This is a genomic window from Arsenophonus sp. ENCA (assembly GCF_002287155.1).
Lineage (GTDB): Bacteria > Pseudomonadota > Gammaproteobacteria > Enterobacterales > Enterobacteriaceae > Arsenophonus > Arsenophonus nilaparvatae.
The window spans coordinates 1-22,312 of sequence record NZ_NHNG01000630.1 but is presented as its reverse complement, the minus strand read 5'-3'; the positions used below and the strand labels follow the sequence as shown (position 1 = coordinate 22,312).

25 protein-coding genes and 1 pseudogene are annotated in these 22,312 nt (G+C 36.8%); 7 read left to right on the top strand and 19 right to left on the bottom strand.

Translation table 11 applies throughout. From position 1 onward, the window contains the following. Positions 1–365 precede the first annotated feature (365 nt). The 11 genes from sctE to CBG25_RS16260 all read right to left on the bottom strand — a co-directional run bounded on the left by sctE (position 366) and on the right by CBG25_RS16260 (position 7,009). Entirely contained in the window at positions 366–941 is a 576-nt protein-coding gene (sctE, locus tag CBG25_RS16310; RefSeq protein WP_290607927.1) for a type III secretion system translocon subunit SctE, read from the bottom strand. Positions 942–945: 4 nt separating this feature from the next. Further along, positions 946–1,215 (bottom strand): hypothetical protein, encoded by a 270-nt coding sequence (locus CBG25_RS16305; protein ID WP_290607926.1) that lies wholly within the window; start codon positions 1,213–1,215, stop codon positions 946–948. Then, on the bottom strand, positions 1,208–1,681 hold the full coding sequence (locus tag CBG25_RS16300) for a SycD/LcrH family type III secretion system chaperone (protein WP_290607925.1): 474 nt from the start codon (positions 1,679–1,681) through the stop codon (positions 1,208–1,210). The genes CBG25_RS16305 and CBG25_RS16300 overlap by 8 nt, the downstream gene beginning before the upstream one ends. Positions 1,682–1,691: 10 nt before the next feature. Then, complete coding sequence (locus CBG25_RS16295) at positions 1,692–2,288, bottom strand: hypothetical protein (protein WP_290607924.1); 597 nt, start codon at positions 2,286–2,288, stop codon at positions 1,692–1,694. 158 nt (positions 2,289–2,446) lie between these two features. Continuing rightward, complete coding sequence (locus CBG25_RS16290) at positions 2,447–2,557, bottom strand: hypothetical protein (protein WP_290607923.1); 111 nt, start codon at positions 2,555–2,557, stop codon at positions 2,447–2,449. Positions 2,558–2,732: 175 nt separating this feature from the next. Beyond that, complete coding sequence (locus CBG25_RS16285; protein ID WP_290607922.1) at positions 2,733–3,242, bottom strand: hypothetical protein; 510 nt, start codon at positions 3,240–3,242, stop codon at positions 2,733–2,735. 74 nt (positions 3,243–3,316) lie between these two features. Further along, on the bottom strand, positions 3,317–3,673 hold the full coding sequence (locus CBG25_RS16280; RefSeq protein ID WP_290607921.1) for a hypothetical protein: 357 nt from the start codon (positions 3,671–3,673) through the stop codon (positions 3,317–3,319). A gap of 72 nt (positions 3,674–3,745) precedes the next feature. Then, complete coding sequence (locus CBG25_RS16275) at positions 3,746–3,943, bottom strand: hypothetical protein (protein ID WP_032114484.1); 198 nt, start codon at positions 3,941–3,943, stop codon at positions 3,746–3,748. A gap of 8 nt (positions 3,944–3,951) precedes the next feature. Continuing rightward, positions 3,952–5,157 (bottom strand): type III secretion system inner membrane ring subunit SctD, encoded by a 1,206-nt coding sequence (gene sctD / locus CBG25_RS16270; protein WP_290607920.1) that lies wholly within the window; start codon positions 5,155–5,157, stop codon positions 3,952–3,954. 2 nt (positions 5,158–5,159) lie between these two features. Then, entirely contained in the window at positions 5,160–6,626 is a 1,467-nt protein-coding gene (locus CBG25_RS16265; RefSeq protein WP_290607919.1) for an EscC/YscC/HrcC family type III secretion system outer membrane ring protein, read from the bottom strand. Further along, positions 6,623–7,009 carry a hypothetical protein gene (locus CBG25_RS16260; RefSeq protein WP_290607918.1) on the bottom strand — a complete coding sequence of 129 codons (387 nt, stop codon included), beginning with the start codon at positions 7,007–7,009 and terminating at the stop codon, positions 6,623–6,625. The genes CBG25_RS16265 and CBG25_RS16260 overlap by 4 nt, the downstream gene beginning before the upstream one ends. Before the next feature lie 204 nt (positions 7,010–7,213). Between CBG25_RS16260 and CBG25_RS16255 the strand changes: the two genes are divergently transcribed. Then, positions 7,214–10,012 carry a two component system sensor kinase gene (locus CBG25_RS16255; RefSeq protein ID WP_290607917.1) on the top strand — a complete coding sequence of 933 codons (2,799 nt, stop codon included), beginning with the start codon at positions 7,214–7,216 and terminating at the stop codon, positions 10,010–10,012. A gap of 13 nt (positions 10,013–10,025) precedes the next feature. Here CBG25_RS16255 and CBG25_RS16250 read toward each other — a convergent pair whose 3' ends face one another. The 5 genes from CBG25_RS16250 to sctR form a co-directional block, all read right to left on the bottom strand. After that, positions 10,026–10,670, bottom strand: coding sequence for a two component system response regulator (locus CBG25_RS16250; RefSeq protein WP_032114479.1), 645 nt, complete (start codon positions 10,668–10,670; stop codon positions 10,026–10,028). Between the two features lie 171 nt (positions 10,671–10,841). Further along, entirely contained in the window at positions 10,842–11,891 is a 1,050-nt protein-coding gene (locus CBG25_RS16245) for an EscU/YscU/HrcU family type III secretion system export apparatus switch protein (protein ID WP_290607916.1), read from the bottom strand. Positions 11,892–11,896: 5 nt separating this feature from the next. Continuing rightward, positions 11,897–12,679 (bottom strand): type III secretion system export apparatus subunit SctT, encoded by a 783-nt coding sequence (sctT, locus tag CBG25_RS16240; protein WP_290607915.1) that lies wholly within the window; start codon positions 12,677–12,679, stop codon positions 11,897–11,899. A gap of 9 nt (positions 12,680–12,688) precedes the next feature. After that, positions 12,689–12,949 carry an EscS/YscS/HrcS family type III secretion system export apparatus protein gene (locus CBG25_RS16235; protein ID WP_290607914.1) on the bottom strand — a complete coding sequence of 87 codons (261 nt, stop codon included), beginning with the start codon at positions 12,947–12,949 and terminating at the stop codon, positions 12,689–12,691. Then, a complete protein-coding gene (sctR, locus tag CBG25_RS16230) occupies positions 12,946–13,596 on the bottom strand; it encodes a type III secretion system export apparatus subunit SctR (protein ID WP_290607913.1) in 651 nt (216 codons plus the stop codon). Before sctR ends, CBG25_RS16235 begins: the two co-directional genes overlap by 4 nt. Positions 13,597–14,289: 693 nt before the next feature. On the opposite strand from sctR, the gene CBG25_RS16225 reads away from it, so the two are divergent. After that, complete coding sequence (locus CBG25_RS16225) at positions 14,290–14,733, top strand: hypothetical protein (protein WP_290607912.1); 444 nt, start codon at positions 14,290–14,292, stop codon at positions 14,731–14,733. A gap of 694 nt (positions 14,734–15,427) precedes the next feature. Here CBG25_RS16225 and CBG25_RS16220 read toward each other — a convergent pair. Then, the gene (locus CBG25_RS16220) at positions 15,428–16,384 is read right to left on the bottom strand and encodes a TerC family protein (protein WP_290607911.1); all 957 of its coding nucleotides are present in this window, start codon (positions 16,382–16,384) and stop codon (positions 15,428–15,430) included. Positions 16,385–16,916: 532 nt separating this feature from the next. Here CBG25_RS16220 and CBG25_RS16215 point away from each other — a divergent pair. Beyond that, positions 16,917–17,582 (top strand): DedA family protein, encoded by a 666-nt coding sequence (locus tag CBG25_RS16215; protein WP_290607910.1) that lies wholly within the window; start codon positions 16,917–16,919, stop codon positions 17,580–17,582. Positions 17,583–18,073: 491 nt separating this feature from the next. After that, complete coding sequence (locus tag CBG25_RS16210; RefSeq protein ID WP_290607909.1) at positions 18,074–18,457, top strand: transposase; 384 nt, start codon at positions 18,074–18,076, stop codon at positions 18,455–18,457. Between the two features lie 163 nt (positions 18,458–18,620). Here the strand turns inward: CBG25_RS16210 and istA are convergent, their stop codons facing one another. After that, the gene (istA, locus tag CBG25_RS16205) at positions 18,621–19,307 is read right to left on the bottom strand and encodes an IS21 family transposase (RefSeq protein WP_290607908.1); all 687 of its coding nucleotides are present in this window, start codon (positions 19,305–19,307) and stop codon (positions 18,621–18,623) included. A gap of 85 nt (positions 19,308–19,392) precedes the next feature. Beyond that, positions 19,393–19,620 (bottom strand): annotated as a pseudogene (locus CBG25_RS16200) (phage tail protein); the annotation flags it as partial. 582 nt (positions 19,621–20,202) lie between these two features. Here CBG25_RS16200 and CBG25_RS16195 point away from each other — a divergent pair. The 3 genes from CBG25_RS16195 to CBG25_RS16185 form a co-directional block, all read left to right on the top strand. Next, on the top strand, positions 20,203–21,375 hold the full coding sequence (locus tag CBG25_RS16195; protein ID WP_290607907.1) for a site-specific integrase: 1,173 nt from the start codon (positions 20,203–20,205) through the stop codon (positions 21,373–21,375). Positions 21,376–21,590: 215 nt separating this feature from the next. Then, the gene (locus tag CBG25_RS16190) at positions 21,591–21,950 is read left to right on the top strand and encodes an Arm DNA-binding domain-containing protein (RefSeq protein WP_290607906.1); all 360 of its coding nucleotides are present in this window, start codon (positions 21,591–21,593) and stop codon (positions 21,948–21,950) included. After that, positions 21,937–22,312: hypothetical protein (locus CBG25_RS16185; RefSeq protein ID WP_290603693.1), on the top strand; the 376-nt coding region annotated here is incomplete at its 3' end. The genes CBG25_RS16190 and CBG25_RS16185, both read left to right, overlap by 14 nt.

Sequence of the window (22,312 nt, the reverse complement as noted above, 5' to 3'; positions counted from 1 at the left end):
TAAAGCTCGAATTTACCCTGCATGCAATGGCCTATAACTTATCAAGAGCGGTTGCTCTGATATTATGGATGATTTTTAGTCTATTATTTGTACAAACTAAAATCAGAAAAAGAGAAAATCTGCACGGCGGGATATTGTTGAAAAAAAATTCCACCCCTTTTGCGACAGCCTCTTAGGGGGCGGGAGCGCAGAAATACGCTCTTGCTACCCGACTGACTGAAAGCCTTACTTAATGATTTAGCAATCTGTCCGCCACGTTCAGCCACTTTTTCTAAGCCTTTCTCCACACCTCCAACTAATTGTTTGCCAATCTGTTCAGCGACCTGCTGACCAACTTGCTTAGCAATAGTTGATATTTCTTGTGATTAATTTTTAACCACGGCTTCAGCTAATTTCGGCGCCGCTTCTTTCATAGCTTCGCCCGTTGTTTTGGCTATCGCTCTGGTCGCCGATATCGCACGCCCAGCCTGGAAAATATCTAACGCCATCGCAACAACTTCAGCACCCAACTGAACTTTACCGGCTATATCGGCAACTTCCTGGCATTTGTCTTTATCTGCACCTAACAATATTGCCGTTTCTGCTGCAGCTTTGACCATTCCTGCAATACCAGCAGTTAAATAAGATGCACCACTGGCAATTTCTAATGAACCACCAACCACATCACCAACCGCGAGCCGAGCAGCACCTTCAACCAGTTTGAGTGCACCATAAACAGCCTCTACCGCGCCAACAATCCAATCAAAAATAGCAGCAAAAATACCGCCTCTTTGCGCTTTTTCCGATTGCTCAATTTGTTTGGCTAGTTGCTCTTGAAACTCTTTTACCCGTTTATCACGTAAAAATGCTTGGGTATCGGTCATCAATTGGCTAGCTTTCGCTGCCGAATTCGCCGTATCACCAAATATTTTTAAGCTCAGGTTGGCGGCCAGTAAAATCATATCGTTAATGGATGCCTTTAATGGATGCCTTTTCGATTTGATCTAGTGTGGCACCATCATCAGCTTGTAAAGCATGCAATATACGGGCAAAAGCCTGTTGTGCTTGTTGATGACTAACGACGCCATTTTTTTCATCACGATCCACATTCAACGAAACATAGGTTGGCATAGACCATTCGGGTAAACTGGCTTTTTCAACCGGATGGCTATTATGAACATGAGGATTTTGGATATCCGCTGTATTAATGGATGAAGTAACACTCATGTTATTCACGGCACATTTCTCCCATTAAATAAGCTAATTGTTGGTTGGCATTTTTTCTGACTTCTGGCCATTGCGCAGCCGGCAAACAACGGCATATCCTTAACGCAGCACGAAAAGACTTTTCTGCATATTGACGATTGCCAAGTGCCAGATAACTGATGCCAGCAAAGTAAGGACTACGGGGATCTTGCAAACGATTCATACCCGCACGACCAAAACAAAAAATAGCCTCTTCATGTTCATGCAGTTGTTGGCAACAAGTTGCTAAAGCATAAACGTATTCAAAATTGCCTTGATTGAGTCGCATCAGTAAGAAAAAAATTCGCTTGGCACCCTGATAATCGCCATAAGTCATCAGTTGCATCGCGTAGCGGTAAAGTAAATCAAGATCCTTTTGATCAACATTTGCCAGACAACTCAGCGCTCCACCTTGCTGAACAAAATCAAGTAAAGTGGCAAAATCTTTATTATCCATTGCTGCCTCCCTAACGAATGTTTTGGGCAATCGATTTATTCATTTCTGCCAACATAGTTTGCATACTATTGATTAAACTGACTGTCACATTGTAGCCTTGCATCACTTTTTGCAATTGCAGTTGAGATTGAAAAACAAAATCGGAAGCACGGTTCGATACTGTTTCCAGCGCTGCTTTAACCGAGCCTAGCTTCCCTTGGTCTAAACCACCGGCCGCCGCCAATACATCAGCAATATGCTGCATATGTTCACGACTGATCTTTTGATAGGAACGGGAGCCTACTTCAGGCAATCCCCAGATATAATCACTACAACGTTGTCCATCAACTTTAATACCATGTTCATCCATATAGCGAACAACATCCTGCCAACTGGCTGACTGCATCCCATCTGCACCTGATTCAGCGATTTTTTCACGTAATTTAGCCAATAGAGCCGCGGTAGGATCGTTTTGTTGCAGGAAATCATCAATCGACATGCCATCGACAGTGACACCATGATTTCTCATATAGTCGATAACGTCAGGCGGCAATTTTTCCAGTGCTTTATCGCCTTCTTTGGCAATTTTGGCGATGATATCATCGACTCGATTACACGAGTTTCGCACAGGCATATAAAATTCTAAAAATGGCTTAAAAGCAATGATTAATCTGCAAGTTACTAAAAAACATAAATTTTCTTAAATTACAATAAGTTGTATTTGATTTATAAGGTTTTGACTATTTATATATCATGCTGAATTAAACTTAAAAATAGAGCGTTTTTTTATTGGTGCGAAACTCGTGGATTAGCCATATCTTGCGCATCACGTGCCATTTGTGACTTAATTTGCATCTGGTTATATTTCAATTGCGCCATATCAGAAAGTAAATTCATAAATAAAGAACCGCGATCCCGCCGGATATAACATAATCTCCACTGTTGGGATTACTGTTATTCACTTGTCCCTTATTAACAGACAAAGCCTCTCTAATGCCGCTGGTTAAATGGATCATAGCGACCTCCACTTTTTAATTTGTTAACGTTATTTGTTAACGGTTAGCACTATTTATTAACGGATATTTTGGGCAATCGATTTATTCATTTCTGCCAACATCGTTTGCATGCTATTAATTAAACTGACCGTCACATTATAACTTTGCATCACTTTTTGCAGTTGCAGCTGAGATTGAGAAACAAAATCAGAAGCACGGTTTGATACTGTTTCCAACGCCGCCTTAACTGCCTGTAGTTGACCTTGATATAATTTGTCACCATGTTTGCTTATATAATCATCGATTGACATACCATCAATGGTAATACCGTTTTTACGCATATAGTCGATAACAGCTTGAGGAAGCTCACCGGTTGCTTTATGACCTTTTTTAGATACCTCAGCAATGATTTCATCAACCTGATTAGCCATATCCTGGGCGCTACGTGATACATCTGATTTATGCTGCATTTGCGCATATTTTTGATTGGCAACATCAGATAACAAACTCATAAATATATACAGAACCGCAATACCGCCGGATAAGACTGAATCACCATATATTGCGGAGGTATCTTTAATGCCCATTTAAAGATCCGGAATTGACAGAATAATTACCTGATGTGTTTAAGACTTGAGTAGACATAATTTAGCCCTCATAACTAAATATAAGATTTAAAAGTTTTCTTTTTTATATTTACTTCGGTGTTTGAGTCTAACGATGTATTATTTACTTCATCAGGCTCATGACTAATTGATTTAAAAGTTTTCTCTATAACTTTAAAATTTTTTTCAAGAGAATTAATCTTAGCAAGAATATCCTTTTGGCATTTATCAATACCCTCTGGAAATGCTTGTGCTAATTTCTTTAATTTATTTTGTGCGGTTGTATTATGGCTAGATTCTTCAGTTAATTGTTTAATTTCTTGTTGCAAAGATTCAAACTCTTTCATTTGCTCAAATAACAATGAACGGCGAAAATCTAAATCCGATATTAATGCTTGAATGTCATTAAACATAATTATTTCCTCTGGTTAAAAATTTTTTATAATAAAAATAAATTTATAAAAAATAGAAAAATAAATATTTATTTAATTTTGCTTTTTATATCGTTGCGCTAAAATATTAATAACCTGTTTTGCTGCTTCTACCGCCTCCAATAATGCCAACGAAGATTTCGCATCATTTTGGGTTAGACTTTTTTGGCAGTCATTTAATTGCTGTAAATAAATTGCCTGATATTCTGATTGTTGCTTTAAATTCTCTTCCAATTTTGTGATACATGTCATATGACCCCCTAAAAAGAAAATGGAATATGCACAGAATTACCATCACGATTTAAATCTAATCCAGTAAAATCGATGTAACTAACAACGTAACCATTATCCAACTGGCTATTATATTTAAGTCGTATACCGTTACTTAACTCAACAAAAGGTGCTTTGCTATTACCTCCATAACTGACAACCTGGCCAGGTAGATAATCACTTAAATTTTCGCGAACAGGTATATTTTCAATTCTTACATTCATATGCTGCCCCGTTGCAGCGGAAAGTGAAGCAGCTAGCTGATATATTTTTTGTTCTTTATTTGGGTCGTTCAAACCAGTGATGATGATGCTGTCTTGGCGAGATTCAACCATCAATCCACTTAATAACCCTTTACTCCGTAATGTATCGATTAATTGCTGACTAAAACCACCAATCGCATTGTTTACCTGCCAATGACGTAAGCCATTTAACTGTCCCAGCTGTTGGGTAACATTATCCCATTGCTTGCCCGACTGGATGGCGCCTGAAATAAGAATATCGCCTGCTTCTTTACCAGTTGTCACTTTTGCATGCAAATAACCATTAGCGACCAGAACTGACTGCACATTTGCTACAAGTTGATCAATACAGACGGTTTTGTCACGAAAACGAATACCATGAAATTTCAATTCGCTTTCTAGGCGCGCCAAAGCGATAAAATTTTTACAATAACCACTCAACGTTAACCCACCATTACTATCCCATTGTGACTGTATCTCTACCAATTCAGGTGCCAACAGTTGCTGTTTTAACCAAATCTGAGGATCAAACAGAGTGGCTGATGATGGTGGTAATAACAGTACAAATAAACTAGCCAGCAAGATAAAGAGTGAAAATCCGCCCCACAGTAATAAACTCCATTTAGTTTTACCGGCCAGTTTGGCTTCAGGTAACGGGCGCCATTGTAATGATTCATCCGCCCGTCCAACCATAAAACCGATACCTGCTAGCACAATGGCTTGGTTTAGCGGAAATGTCATCGGGCCAGTATGCATCCCACCTTCAACTAATACCGTCATCGGCTGATTCAGCGTAATACCCTGTGGCTGTACCGTCAGTGACAAAGAGGAATGACCTGCTAATGGTGCAATAATGTCACCATCGATGCCCATGGTCAGATCGCCTTCAGGCAGAAACAATTCTCGCCCTTGCATCGGACCATTTAACCATAGCAATTTATAATCGCTAGCCATGATTAACCTCCTTGATTGATAGGCTCTGCTTTAATTAAAAACAGACGTATCACACTCTGTTTGCTACGATCTTCACTCCTGAATAAACCGCCAATCAATGGCAAATCCCCTAATAATGGAATCTTATTTTGCACCGTTTGGTCTTTATCTTGAACAAAGCCACCGAGTAATAAACTTTCACCGGTATTCAGTGTTGCTTGCGTTGCTATCTCTGAATTCTGTACTTGCGGTAATGGTTCACTATCATTAATCGCCTTCGCTTGCTGACCATCTTCAATATTGAGCGATAACATCACTTTTTTGCGACCATTGCTATCAATCAGTCTGGGAGTGACACGAAGTAATGAGCCAGCAGTTACCGATTCCAGTTTTGCGACCTTATCACCCTGTAATTTAGTATAAAAAGTGATATTTTTATCTAACACGGCTTGAACATTATTAAGCGTTACAACCGATGGGCGAGAAAGTATTTTCGCCTTAGAAGTTTTCTCTAATGCATTCAGGCGCACCATAAAATTGCCGGTATTGCCAATGACAGTTGAAAAATTATCACTGCCTGATGTACCTTGGTTAAAAGAAATCGAGCCGCCACCAATTTTGGCATTTGCCGACCAGTCAATACCTAACTGATTAAAATCTGATGCATCTACATCAATAATCGATACAGAGACTTCAATCATGGTTGGTGCGATATCAAGCTGTTTAATTAACGTGCTATAAAGCCCCATATCGTGCTTATTACTGCTAACTACTACCGCATTCTGCCTTGGATCGGCGGCAAATGACGTTATATCTTGTTGTGCATTTACGCCACTGGCATTAGTTTGATTCATCTGTTTTAGGACACTAACGATGCCTGGCACGGTTACATTTTGTTTACGATATTGATAAATGGTATCCGTTGCAGAAGCATATTTAAGCGGAAAAATGCGAATTAAGCGCTGCGTTTGAATGTTTTGTTTTGCTTCTTGATCAACCTGATTAATAAATCGGGTTACTTTATTAATACAATCTGGAACACCATAAACCTGTAGCGCATTTAATCCATTAATCGATTTAACTTCACAACTATTTTTATCTAAAAAACCGGCTTTTCCCATATAGTTCAGCGCACGTTCACTTGATAAAGCACTAAGAGAAACGATTTGATTGTTCATTTCCTGTGCTTTATAAGCATGTAATACATCACCATCGTAATACCAAACTAAGCCATACTGGTGCGCTAAAAATACCAGAATTTCCTGCGGTGTTTTATTTTCAATTCGGCCACTGAAGATATCTTGTATCTGTGCACTAATATCCATAGGAATACCATAAGAATTACCAATATCTCTTATTACCGATGCAAGCGGTGTGCCACGACTCACATAAACGAAGAGGTCACTGTCCTGCCAATGGATGGAAGAAATTGATGCCGCCTGTGCAACCGTTGTGGTTAATAAAAATAAGCAACAGAGTTTATTTTTCATCTTTTTATACTCCGATAGCGCAATGGTGGTGATGCCACAGGTTGACACAAACCTTCTTCCAAAAATTTAGCGAATGCCAGATGACTACAAATAGATTGAATAAGGAGATTATCATCAATATCTTTATCGTAGGCTTGCCAGAGCACCCAATAAGAGTGTCGATAATCTAGCCCCATATTCCTTCCTTCTGGGCAGCAAACAATCACTAAACTTGCTTGTTGATACCAAATTTTGCTGTCGGGCGGTATTATCTGAACACCAACTGTGGCACCAAAAGAAGATGATAACCAATTTGCATTTCTGCCCGCACAAATTGCGTTCCAATCGCTTTCTGTTTTTTCAACAACTTCAAACAGTCCAGTTGCTGTAAATCTTTTTATCATCGTCTTGTCACCTTTTTTATCTGTTAATAAGTATGAGTAATACAATATCTTTGGCGTATCAGGTAAATACCTTAATCTCATAGTTACCTAAACAGATTAAAAATAAATAGAGAAATTAGAGTAGATTCTTAACCACAATTTGCGTTATTGTTAATAAATTGTATGTGTGTCTATGTGCATACGTTCTAGGATAAGAGAGTAATTATGAATACACATTGGTGTTCATCCTTAGTGACTAAACTCACCTTTGCCTTTATTTCGGTACTCATAAGTTTATGGATACTTATTGAAATAAATTTTTATAACAATATTTATAGTGGTGCCATACAACATATTCTTATGACCTATCACCAAACGAGTGAAATTCGGGCTCATTTGAATCGCAAACTATTTCAACAGTCAATTACTGACATTCAGCAATTGGAACGCCGTATTAGTGAATCGCAGTTTGAATGCCTACATTTTCCAGACAAAAATGAACTAGTTGCCCGCCAAATTAATATTGGCAGTCATCCGATGAAAACAAATATGACTAATCTATGGGCGCTACAAACTTTTGGCACGTCAGGTCAACAAAGATATATTGATACTTTTATTATTGAACCCGGTAAGAGTATCGCTATTTATGCGCTATCCACTATAGAACGTAATAATTTAACCAAACGAATAGCTGAAATTACCGCATTAGCTAAGCAACCAACAACAGATGGTTTTCGTTGGAGTGAGCCATTTTATGATACCGTTAGCAAACGTGCTTATGTACTGATGAGTTACACGCCGCCATCGCAAAAACCTAATCATCAACAAGTCGGCTTTGTGATTGATATCAATGATATGTTAGATGTTTCTAATATTTATCATGCCAGCGATATCAACTTTTTCCTTACTCCCAAAGGCGTTTTATCATTTAACGATGAGTTAAATATTTCTAAGAATGAGATGGCCGATATTAAAATGTTAATACCAACTTATACTCATCTGTTGGGATCGCTTTATGGGATCGATATTGGCAATTATTATGCCATATCAGAACAAATCGATGGCCCAAATTGGCAGCAAATCACATTAATACCGAAGGATCGTATTAAGCAAATTGCATATACTCCTTTTCTCCATGAATTGAAATGGTCATTGTTATCATTTGCTATTATGACCATTGTGATGTTGTGGATTTTGTTGCAGTACCTGGCAAAACCAATTCGCAATTTTGTTAATATTATTAAACAAGATGTTCAGCCGACCTTTAGTCGCCGTTTACCTGAGTCTCGTAAAGATGAACTTGGTGATATTGCTCGCGCTTATAATACGTTACTTGATACTATCAAACATAGTTATGATGAATTAGAAAATAAAGTTGCAATTCGAACCATTGAACTGACTGAAGCCAAACAATTGGCCGAGCGAGCTACAGCGCGCAAAAGTGAGCATCTTACCACTATCAGCCATGAACTACGTACGCCACTTAATGGCATCACAGGATCGTTAGAATTATTGCAAACTACGCCGCTTTCCGAAAAACAAGCTAATTTACGCAATACCGCCTATACCTGTGCTAAATCGTTGCTCAGTATTATTAACAATATCTTAGATTTTTCTCGTATTGAAGCCGATCAGGTTGAATTAAATCTTCGCCGCTACCCGATCCTAAAAATTGTCGACGATGCGATGGTCACCATTCAGCCCCATTTAATAGATAAACCGGTTAAATTACACTGCATAGTCAATAATGATGTGCCAGAATCTTCGAATTTAGATTCATTAAGAGTGCAGCAGGTTTTAGTTAATCTTCTGGGAAATGCGGCAAAATTTACTGAACAAGGGCATATTATACTGACGATTAAAGTAGAAGAAAATCAGCTCTGTTTTTATATAAAAGATACCGGCCCGGGGATAAAAGAAGAGGATCAGGCGTGTATATTCCAACCTTTTGTGCAGTCATCACATTCTAAAGTTGGCACAGGGCTTGGTCTTTCCATTTCTGAAAAAATCGCCATTATTATGGGCGGCAATATTACCCTGAAGAGTGATTATGGCTATGGCTCTACATTCATATTTCGCATGCCTTTACTCGAACCAAGTTCACCCATGTGTTTACAACCAGAACCTATCGCCGCTCCACATAAACTACATGCACAAATTGCTTTGTGGGGGGGTAGAGCTAAGGAAGGAAAAAATCCATTACTTGAAAATGAAGAGTTAACCTACTTGCCATGGCGATTATGGAAACAGCTATATGAAATCCAGCACGGTATTTCTCTCCCCTCTTCATCAATGCTATTCAAAACAATAATACCCTGGAAGCTAAAAATTCTTTTAGTTGATGATGTTGCCACTAACCGTGACATTATTAGCCAAATGTTAATGGAACTTGGCCAAATGGTTTATACTGCGGACAGTGGTAGAGCAGCGCTTAATCTAGGTAAAAAGCATATTTTTGATTTGGTATTAATGGATATACGGATACCCGATATTGATGGTTACCAGACGACTCGATTATGGCGCAAAAGTAATGTCATTCTGGATACTGAATGCCCAATTGTTGCACTTACCGCCAACGCTAATCCAAGCGAACATGAAAAAACCATATCATTAATGAACGGCTATTTGACTAAACCCGTGTCACTCGAGCAATTAGCTCAATGCATTGAGATGGCCGTCGAAATTCAGATCGATCGCGATATGCAACCTGAAGTTAACTGCGATAATGCTGAACCGATCATGAAATTTTCTGAAGAAGAGTTTAATCAACGGCTAGCTCAGCACTTTTCTGATATGATCAAACGTACTCAACATTGCTTACAAACGCATAATTGGGAAGATCTACGAAACATTTTACATAACATAAAAGGTAGCGCAGCCGTTACCGGTTTTGAAAACATATCAAAAACTGCAGCAGAATTAGAAAAACGTCTCGAATCACAAGGACATTTTTCTAGCGATGAACTTAAGGTGTTATTAATCGCACTAGAATGTAATCAATCACTAATTCATCACGGCCCGTAACAGGGCCAAGCTGTTAGAATCCCATTCTGTGCGCCCATTTCATCAAATCTGCTACATTATGCGCATCGAGTTTCCTCATAATATTCATTCGATGAGTTTCGACTGTTTTCAAGCCGATTACTAATGCTTCTGCAATATCACGATTACGCCTGCCCTCAAAAATAAGTTTAAGCACCTGTTTTTCCCTATGGGTTAATACCGGAATATCCCCATTTTCAACCCCCTTTAACGCAACAATCTTTGCTGCATCCAAATTAGGATCGATGAAAAACTTACCTCTACCAACACTTTTAATTGCTGCTATCAGTGTACTTTTAGAGCCATGTTTTAATACATAACCATTAGCGCCAGCATCAAGGGCATCACGTGCTTTCCGTTCTTCTTCGGAAGCAGTCAATACAATTACCATTAATTTTGGCCAACGTTTTCTTAATTGGCGAATAGCTTCAACGCCACTCATGCCAGGTAAACTAAGATCCATTATCACTAAGTCTGGCTGTAATTTTAAGCATGCATCATACACACCAAGACCATCAGTAACAAATCCAACTAATTCCAGATCAGAGTAGGGGGCAAGACAGCTTTTTAAGCCATCAAAGATCAAGTCATGATCATCCACCACAACGATCTTGATTCGTTTCAAATCCCCAGTAATCATTTAACTTCCCCATCTTGGTTTTTGTCACACTTGATACTCTAAATTCATAACCTCAAGCGATGGAGGAAACTACTTTAACAAGTAAAAACAATGCAACTTATTATTCATTATAGTGCTTATCATTTCTACAACTAAAAGAGTGATAAGTTTCAATTTTTTATAAATAATTAATCAATCATCGCTATCGTAACGAAGATCCATGACTAAACGCAATAGCTCAGCAACCGGTTCAAACAAGCTCTCAGGGATTATTTGCCCCCTTTCTACTTGTTGAAATAGCGCACGAGCCAGTGGTATATTCTCAACCATTGGAATACCTGCTTTTTCAGCGAGTTTCACAATATGCAAAGCCATATTATCTTGAAATTTTTCAACAACTTGAGGTAATGGAGTAATGCCAGGTTGGTAATAAAGACAAACGACAATATGGGTTGGATTACGAACAATCACTGTCGATTTTCTTACATTCGCAACCACTGAATTACTCGTTATTTCTCGTTGTATTTCACGACGCTTTTGCTTAATTTGAGGATTACCTTCTGTGTCTTTAAACTCTCGCTTTGTATCCTCCTTCGACATTTTTAACTCTTTCATAACATGATAATATTGAAATCCGTAATCTGCTATGGCAAATACAATATAACAAACTAAGAATCCTCCCCATAACCATTGAATTAACGTAAACGTTACCATTACACCACAGTCAATACCACAAGTTGGCAAGTATTGAAATAGGTTTACATAATAATCTAATAAATAATAAAAAACTAATGTCAGCACAATAACCTTTAAAATATTCTTTCCAAACTCAAATAGATTTTTCATCGAAAAAATCTGTTTAGCATTTTTGATTATATTCATCTTATTAAAACTAAATGCCAAACTTTTATGCGCCCAAATTGGCCCAGTTTGAACTATACAGCTTAAGCAGATTGTGACAATTAATACCACTACCAGGCCAACCATAAAACGCAACAACAACATGATAAAGGAACCAATAATTGTTTTTGCAGCAACATCGATCGGTAAAGAAAGTGAGCGTACAGTTAAAATAACCAATTCGCCAATCGCATTAAATAAAGCATGCCCCTCAACAATTAAATAACCGAGAATGACTGCCATTTTTAATACTGTCACTATTTCATTACTTTTAATGACTTGTCCTTTTTTACGTGCCTCATTCATCCGCTTTTGTGTAGGCTTTTCCGTTTTTTCAGCCATTAATATCATCCTCGCCAAAGTTGGAATAAAGTTGAAATTTGTTTTTCAAATAGTTGGATCTTCATAAAATAGTGATCAAATGCAAAATACATACTCACCAAAAGAAGAAACACAACTAATACACTTTTAATTGGCATAGATAGAAAAAACACATTAAGCTGCTCTACCGAACGATTAATCAATCCTAATGCAACATCAACTAAAATCATTACCACTATGGCTGGCATTGCAAAACTCATACAGAGTTCTAACATCATATGCCACTGTTGCTGAATGAATAGCAACATTGAAGCATTAAATGATAACGGTGCATTTGGCGGTAATACATTATAGGAATGGTAAAGCGCGGTAAGTAACGCATTGAAACCACCAGAAACCAAAAACAAGACACTCAATATTTGGGTAAATAACATACCAAAAATTGAAGATTGTAATCCCATTAAAGGATTTAAGATGGTTGACATCGAGGCACCGCGCAACGTGTCAATAATAAATCCTGCCATATCAATAGCCCAAAAAGGAATAGCTGCACAAAAACCAAGCACTAATCCAATAAGCAATTCTTCACTGTAAAGAAACACTATCTCTGTCACAGTTTGATGGGTGAAATCGATCGGCATGGTCTTGATTATCGGAGCGATGGGCAAAGCAAACACTAATACCAGGCTGTTACGAATCAAGCTACTACCCATTGCTCCCCCTTTAAACAGTGGCAATAATAGTAACATTCCTAGAGGTCGCATTATGCTCAATGCCAACCAAGGCACCATTTGCATTAGACTATTCATCTAATCCTCTTATTTACCTATTTGATCAAAAGATAAAATAGCGTAGTTAAGTAGCGCACTTCCCATCCAGTGATAACTTACCGCCAAGGTAATACACACAGCCACTAATTTAAGCAGAAATTGCAATGTCTGGTCTTGGATTTGTGTGAGCGCTTGCAATATACTCACTAATAGCCCAGTGACTGATGCTACTATTACAATCGGTAATGAAAGCAGCAGCACAATCCATAACAACTCCGAAGTAAAATGAATTATGGTGGACTCATTCATGAAAAAGACACCATCAATTGACCAATAAGTTTGTCCCAGCCGCCCATCAAAATAAAAATTAATAATTTAAAAGGAAGCGCTATTGTCATTGGCGAAACCATCATCATTCCCATTGCTAATAAAACATTAGAAACAATAAGATCGATCGCAACAAACGGGAGATAAATCAAAAAACCAATTTTAAAGGCTGCAATAAGTTGACTCATGGTAAATGCAGGAACCATGACTAATAAAGAGTCAGGAGATAATGAAGTTTGATATTGTTTAGGCCAAATTTTATAGCCTATTTGAGTAAAAAATTTAATTTGTTCTTCGCTGGTATTTTTTTTCAAAAAATCTTTATATGGCGTAATAACTGATGAATTTATTTGTTCCAAAGAATCAACAGAATTCCAATCAATCGGCTGGGCTTTAATATTATCATGAATTGCAAAACCAACGGGTGCCATCGTAAATAAAGTCAATATTAATGCCAAACCATAAATAGCCATATTAGGCGGAATTTGCTGTATGCCTAACGCATTGCGTAACATTGATAAAACAATCGAAATTTTTAAAAACGAAGTTCCCATTACCGCAAACAAAGGCATTATGGATAAACAAAAAAGCACTACAATTAATTGCATCGGATTATTAAATAACGACATAATACCTCCACTAACTCTATATAAATAGAGTATCCATGGTACGATGAAGCGAAAATATCCGGTAAATACCTGAGAACAGTTAAAGAAAAAATAACTGTTTTATAAAAATTTTGAAAACTATTTCCCTCAATGAATGATAATTATTTACCATAATTTATTTAAAATGATATATATTTTTCATTGATTTGTTAAATAACATACTGGTTATGAACAATAAAGTCCAAATATATTTTATTGAATAACAAAAAAACATATTTTAAGTTTATTTTTAACATAAATATAAAATTTATTTTCTGTAACAAAATGAAATTGCAACTTATTTTAAAATAAAGTTCCTTATAAGCTTATAGTCAATTTTTATTATTTTCGCATTTTTAAACACAAACATTTAATTTTTTTTGATCAGTACGCTATTTTATATTGTTAATTTGTTATATAACAATAGAGTTATTTTACTGAAAACGCTTTTATCATTATAAAAATGATATTAAGTACATTGATATTTGATGCATAACGCATACTTAATCTATTTCAGCAAAATTTTTCTCTGTTTTTATCTTTGAAATAAAATTTTATAAAATCTCAGTAGTTTACTGGATATAACTGTATAAATTCAGCTGCTAACTTCGCTTTGCTATACCATGGAGTAAAGTTGTTTATTAAGAAAAATAAATTATAACTAGGGAAATTATAATGTCATTTATTCTTTCAACACCAAATAATCCCTTAGCAATCAATGACTCCAGACTTAATACAGTTAAAGAAACTAAAGAAAAGTCATTAAAATACAAAGGGAAAATTAATGTTTATAAAAAAAGCAATAAATCTATCAATAATATTAATCTAATCACGATTGATACAGATAATGCATTTAAGGGATTTTTAAAATTAGAACCATCTGTTTTAAAAAAAAATAAATTAAAATTATCTGGTCAAACTGAAACATTTATTATCAATAACATACTGACTGATCAAATAAATATTTCAGACAACAATTCAATCGAAGAAATAGCAAAACTGGATGCTGAAATTACGCTACAGTATGCTAACTTTCAAAGTTTGACCAACTTAGCTTCGTTATCAGAAGAGCTGGCTAATATGTATCATCAGATATATTCACGAGTTTCGCACCAATAAAAAAACGCTCTATTTTTAAGTTTAATTCAGCATGATATATAAATAGTCAAAACCTTATAAATCAAATACAACTTATTGTAATTTAAGAAAATTTATGTTTTTTAGTAACTTGCAGATTAATCATTGCTTTTAAGCCATTTTTAGAATTTTATATGCCTGTGCGAAACTCGTGATATAAAGAAAAACACCAATAAGCGTGGATATAGCCGCCAAAAAAGTGGCAAAAATACAGAATAGTAAGATAGAACAAATATTGGTTTTTTGACCTTTTTGTGGTTAACAGCCGAAGACATAACCGATGTTGATACTAAAATAGGCGCAATAACTTTCATAGGACTAATAAATAAATCGTCAAATAAATTATCATTCATAACACCATAAAATTAAAGACTTACCTAAAAGAATACGGCAAGTGAATCAATTAGTATTTGCATTACAAGGTTTCAATATAAAATATTAGACAGTAAGCCAATATGTTTTTTTACATTGTTATTCCAAAGTATTTTTATGACGGTAAAAAGATACCATTATAGATAAAGACAGATTTATTAGATAAACAATTAACTAACTCTTTTATTAATTAACTAGCAGAACTTATTTTACTAATAGAGAAAGTAGCAATATCCCTTTTTATCATTGTTAAGCAATATAAAGGGATACAACATTATAATATTTAAAGATATTTATTTAGTAATTAAATGATTTTTTTGCATTTATTAACAATATGATTAATGAACATCGTTAATGTTAAAATCCCCGCAACAATACTTAGCGATACAGCGGTTGGAATATGAAAAATATCCATTAATAACATTTTTATACCAATGAAAATTAAGATAATAGATAGCCCGTACTTTAGCATAGAGAATTTTTCAGCAATACCTGATAAAACAAAATACATCGCTCGCAAACCTAAAATCGCAAATAGATTTGAAGTCAAGACAATAAAAGGATCCGTGGTTACTGCAAAAATGGCAGGAATGCTATCCACGGCGAAAATAATGTCACTAATCTCAATTAAAATTAATACCATAATCAATGGAGTAGAGAATAAAATACCTTGTTGACGAATAAAAAAACGCTCACCATGTAAAGTATCTGTCATGCGTAAATGAGAACCGACCCATTTTACTAGTGGTTTTTTATCAATTGATTGATCATTTTCTTTAACAAAGAACATTTTTATACCAGTAAATAATAGAAAAATGCCAAAGAGATACAAAACCCAGTGAAACTGAGAAACTAGCCAACTACCTGTAAAGATCATGATAGTACGCAATACTATCGCACCCAAGACACCATAGATAAGAACTCGGCGCTGTAGATTGACTGGGATTGAAAAATAATTAAATAACACTAACCAAACAAATACATTATCAACAGCTAACGCTTTTTCCAGTAAATAACCGGTTAAAAAAGCCATTGTTTGGCGATTAGCAATCGTTAGGCTAGTTGTCTGTTTAAAATAAAACCATAAACCTAAGGCAAACAATAATGCCAAACTAATCCAAATAAAACTCCATACAACAGCCTGTCTTACTGTTATTTCTCTTCCTGGATGCTTACCCTGTAAAGAAATATCAATAAGTAACATAATCGCAATAACAACAGTAAAGATTGCCCATAATACGGGAGTACCAACAGAATGCATTTTAGCTCCTAGAAACGAAAAACGGCCGATTCCTACAGAAGGCTCAGCCGTTATAATCCATTTTAGTCTTCATAGGTTTCTATTCCACTAATTTAAATTATAAGTAAACCTTGCCCGCTGGCAAGGTCTCACTTACAACACAAAAGCTACTTTGAAATCCACCTGTGATGCCCGGTTACCGGGTGCATAACACCGTAATGACGATAGACCTGCTAAAGAAGTTACTCCCCTTTGCTAGCTATTAAAATAAAAGATCTGCTAGCGAAACACAAGATATAGGTAAATGTACTTCATGAATTGTAAAAAAATAAAATATTAAATAGAGAGTCAATTTCAACGAAAAATTTGCTATTTAGTTATTTATGATTTTGTTAGAGTATTACACTAGTCTAATATATTATGCTTATATCTGAATTTAATATTTAGGCTCATACTACAACCCTTTTAACTAGGTTCACATTATCTCTAATCAGGGATAATAGGTAATAATTGCCAATTAGGTTTAAAGATCACGGTATTTAGGAAACACTTGATGGAATTAGTTAAAGAACTTTTTTTTGCACTCTGGCATCAAGATTACAATATGCTAATGAATCCTTCATTAGTATGGGCTATCTACATTATATTATTTATAATATTATTTTTGGAAAATGGAATATTACCTGCCGCTTTTTTACCCGGTGACAGTTTACTCATTCTAGTAGGCGTCCTAATAGCTAAAGACACTATCAATTATCCATTGACAGTTATTATCTTAACCGCAGGTGCCAGTTTGGGTTGCTGGGTAGGCTATCTTCAGGGTAAATGGCTAGGAAATAATAAAATTGTGCAAAGCTGGCTTTCTCATTTACCTGAACATTATCACCAACGTGCTTATGACCTGTTTCATCGCCATGGCTTGGCAGCGCTGCTTATTGGCCGCTTTCTTGCTTTTATCAGGACCATCCTACCTACCATCGCCGGCCTATCCGGTTTACCTGATAAACGCTTCCAGTTTTTTAATTGGCCTAGTGGATTACTTTGGGTATTGATTTTAACTACTATTGGTTATGTATTCGGTAAAAGCCCACTCTTTCAATACTACGAACGGCAAATCATGAGTATTTTGATGCTGATCCCGCTTGTTTTGCTTTTTATTGGCCTAATAGGCAGTATAGCCGTAGTACTAAAGAAAAAATTTAAGCGCCGTAATCCCTAAATCCAAACTAACTTATGCTGTTGCCTACTTCCTTGGTAACAGCGTAGCTTTTGGTCAAACCGTTTATCAAATTTTCATACCAGTATAATTATTTTTATATTTCAATATAACAAATTTTAAATTACCTTAAATGAGATATAGATTGATTTTATTGGTTCTTTTACTATTCTCAAAGAATAAGAGTTATAAAAATTAACATTAGGGCACCTCGAAAAACCTAAGCCGAGTTTGATTTTGCTGATAAAGTTATCGGAAGCTGGTCTACTGAGCTAACCACCATGAAGAAACGCAGCGCCATTAAGCACGAGTTTCGCACAGGCATATAAAATTCTAAAAATGGCTTAAAAGCAATGATTAATCTGCAAGTTACTAAAAAACATAAATTTTCTTAAATTACAATAAGTTGTATTTGATTTATAAGGTTTTGACTATTTATATATCATGCTGAATTAAACTTAAAAATAGAGCGTTTTTTTATTGGTGCGAAACTCGTGGATGGAAGGAAAATAAAACGCTATCCGGAAGATAAACAGCGAGATGAACTTCGTTTACATATGGCTACTCCTGAGTCTAAAAAAATCTTGAATCAGCGAAAGAGCATGGTTGAACCTGTGTTTTCAGCATTGCGGGGAATTCAGGGTTTGGAACGTTTCCGGCGTAAGGGATTATTAGCGGTAAAGCTCGAATTTACCCTGCATGCAATGGCCTATAACTTATCAAGAGCGGTTGCTCTGATATTATGGATGATTTTCAGTCTATTATTTGTACAAACTAAAATCAGAAAAAGAGAAAATCTGCACGGTGGGATATTGTTGAAAAAAAAATTCCACCCCTTTTGCGACAGCCTCTGTATGGACGGCAGACTTTCGGACTAAAANRCRWRTTTCKCRSCAAKMWRRAWAMGCTSTRKKTTYMAGYKKWRTTYASCAKGANYATAWAMATMGTCAAAACCTTATAAATCAAATACAACTTATTGTAATTTAAGAAAATTTATGTTTTTTAGTAACTTGCAGATTAATCATTGCTTTTAAGCCATTTTTAGAATTTTATATGCCTGTGCGAAACTCGTGTAAAAGCATATTTCTCGGCAAGCTGGATAAGCTGTGGGTTCCAGCGGTGTTTACCAGGACCATAAACATCACGCTCAATGATAATGCTCTTCGCATTATCAAATAGCAGCTGACGAGGCGTACCGCCAAAATACTGTAGGGCTGACTCAATCCCGTCGCACCAGGCTGCTGAATTTTGACAGGTGTAAAACTTAACAAAAGTCGAGCGACTCCAGCCTAACGTGGCAACGAATGCCAGCAAAGGGTTTTTCCTCTGTCTGATAATCGTGAAGTCAACCTGCATCTGTTCACCGGGTTCAGTCTCAAAGCGGACAACGTCTTCAATAACCGTTTTTTTCATAGGATGAAGAAAAGCGGTCAGCAAGCTATAGCTGCCTGTGTACCCTTGTTCACGGATCTCCCGTAGCAATACGCAGGCCGGTATCCAATCAGGTCTAGCCGCCTCTACGCGTTGGAGAATATATACCTTGAAGGGCTCCAACTTACCGGGTCTAGGCGCTCTCGATTTATAACGCATATTCGCCGCCGCTTCAGTGCTACGAAGATATCGCCTCACGGTTACTCTTGAGCATGAAAGCCGTCGAGCAATCGCACGTATAGACATACCCTGGCGATGTAAAACAGAAATTTCCACTCTGATCTCCAATGTTATCATCGGCAGTACCTTAAAACTGCCATTTTTACTCTTGGTGGATCAGTTTTACATTAGCAAGTGGATCATTTTTACATTGGTAGCGACAATCGCCTGCCCGCTGACCTGCTACCTGATATTCTGAAAAACGTTCTCGGATACTCTGCTCGGTATCACAGGTGAGAATATTTTCTCCCCAGACAAGCGCAGTTGTTGCACGATCATTACCGACCGTGCCGATCAATAGATTGCCTTCCTCATCGTCCCAGGCGAGCGCCTGTTGGCTTCCTAGCGCCTTGTTCAATACCTCATGGACGGTTTCCCCATAGTCAGCTTGAAAAGCCTGTAGCGGCGTTTGGGGGGCTTTTTGGTAAGCGTCGTTAAATCCCCACATTTTTTCACTTCTCCTAATTTGTCATGATGTTCGACGCTAACAATTAAGGAGAAATATTAGCACGAGTTTCGCACAGGCATATAAAATTCTAAAAATGGCTTAAAAGCAATGATTAATCTGCAAGTTACTAAAAAACATAAATTTTCTTAAATTACAATAAGTTGTATTTGATTTATAAGGTTTTGACTATTTATATATCATGCTGAATTAAACTTAAAAATAGAGCGTTTTTTTATTGGTGCGAAACTCGTGCATAAATCAAGTGTATGAGAATAGTGTGAGTTTTTGAATGAGGAATGTAATGAACAAAACGACTTTAACTCGGCAAGAAGCAGCAAAAATAATAGGAATAAGTGAAGACACACTAACTAATTGGTGCAAGCTTGGAATTATTAGTTATCAACGCAAAAATCCGTACAAAAAGAAATCACCTTACTTATTTACAAAAGAAGCGTGTATTGAAGCCGTCAAAAATTCGATCAATACTCTCGTCGAGAGCGAGATTGATGTCATCAGGAGTAAAAAATGTCAATCTTCAAACGTGGTAAAATTTGGTACGGCAGCTACTCAACACCGTGCGGAAAAAGAATTAAAGAATCACTTGGCACAGAGGACAAAAAACAAGCTCAGGAGTTACACGACAAACGAAAAGCTGAATTATGGAGAATAGCAAAGTTAGATGATTTTCCTAATGTTACATTTGAGCAAGCCTGCTTGAGATGGATCGAAGAGAAGGCTAACAAAAAATCTTTAGACGATGACAAAGGTAGACTTGGTTTTTGGCTCCTGCATTTCAGTGGTACCCGATTAAAAGATATTACAGAAGCAAAAATATATAGTGCTATTAGCAAAATGAAAAATAGGCAGGAACAATTAAGATGGGAAAGTAAGGCTCAGTCAGCAAAAAGAAAAGGAATAGAAATACCCGCTTATCAAGAGAAAGAAGTTTCTATCGCAACAAAAGCTAAGCATTTGGCACTACTTAAATCAATGATGAGATCTGCTGAAAGAGATTGGAAATGGATAGAAAAATCACCGGTTATTAAGGTTCCATCGGCTAGAGAAAAACGGATTAGATGGTTAGAACCGGATGAAGCAGAAAGGTTAATCAATGAATGTCCTGAACCCCTTAGATCGACGGTAGAATTTGCGCTTGCGACGGGTTTACGCCGTTCAAATATAATTAATTTAGCGTGGTCACAAATTGATATGCAAAGAAAAGTTGCCTGGATAGAGCCAGAAAACAGCAAATCGGGAAAAGCTATAGGCGTAGCTCTAAACGATACGGCTTGTTGTATTCTGACGCGACAATTGGGTAATCATCAAAAATGGGTATTCGTACATACAATGTCAGCGAAACGATCTGATGGCTCACAAACAAATTCGATTAGAAAAATGCGTGTCGATTCTAATACTGCATGGAGAGCCGCATTAAAAAGAGCCAAAATAGAAAATTTTCGTTTTCATGACCTGAGACACACCTGGGCTAGTTGGTTAATTCAATCGGGTGTTCCACTTTCTGTTCTACAAGAAATGGGTGGATGGGAATCAGTGGAAATGGTAAGGCGATATGCACACTTAGCGCCTAATCATCTTACTGAACACGCTAAACAAATTGACGGCGTTTTTGACAGATTTAATAAAAAAATCTCAAGTCATGTCCCAAATTTGTCCCACTTAAAAATACTAAAAGGTTGAACATCATCTAAGCTATTGATTTTATTGGCGCGCCCTGTAGGACTCGAACCTACGACCTACGGCTTAGAAGGCCACGACCATGCTTTTTCACCCTGTTTCATTCTGTTTCAAATACAAGCATCAACTTGTTTTTTAATGGTTTTATTGCATTGCAATGTTTCATCGGGTTGCATATCATTGCATCATAACTTGACCCGTAACTTGACCTCAAAATCATGGCTAGCTCACTACTCACAGATACTAAAATTCGAGGCTTAAAACCCAAGCAGTCAGCTTACTATGCTTGGCAAGCATCCTCCTCTAGAGGTACTGGACGTCTTGGTGTAAAAGTGTACCCATCTGGGCGTAAATCATTCATATATAGATACTTCATTAACGGCAAGGCATCTTTCATTACTTTAGGCGATTATCCAACTTTATGCTTGTCCGATGCAAGTTTACGATGTAAAGAAGAAGCTCAAAAGCTACAACAAGGCCAACCACTCACAAGCCCTTACGCCAGCTTGAAAACATTGTTTAAAAACTATATCACAGACCAAAGAGAGGCTGTCGCAAAAGCTCATGTTATCGATTAAAATTTGCTTTATTCGTTTTAAACGCAGATCTTTTATGACCGTATTTACTCGCAAACTGGAATCGCCTTCTCACACCAAACGTAAGTTTGTCAAAGCGCAAAATCTACCTATCTTGGAGGGTTCTGTTTCCCTTTGCGATTATCTCAAGCAAATTGGTGAACGTAGGGCATTTATTGTCACAGAGATTTTGGATGAACAAGACTGGGTACCTTTCGAACGCTGTTATTCTTCAACAGGTAGAGCGCCGTATTCTCCTCGTTCAATGATGGGAATTTTGCTTTATGGGATCATGAAAGGGCATAGTTCGCTCAGAGCACTTGAAAATCTGGCGCGTTTAGATTTGGGATGTATTTTTGTCAGCC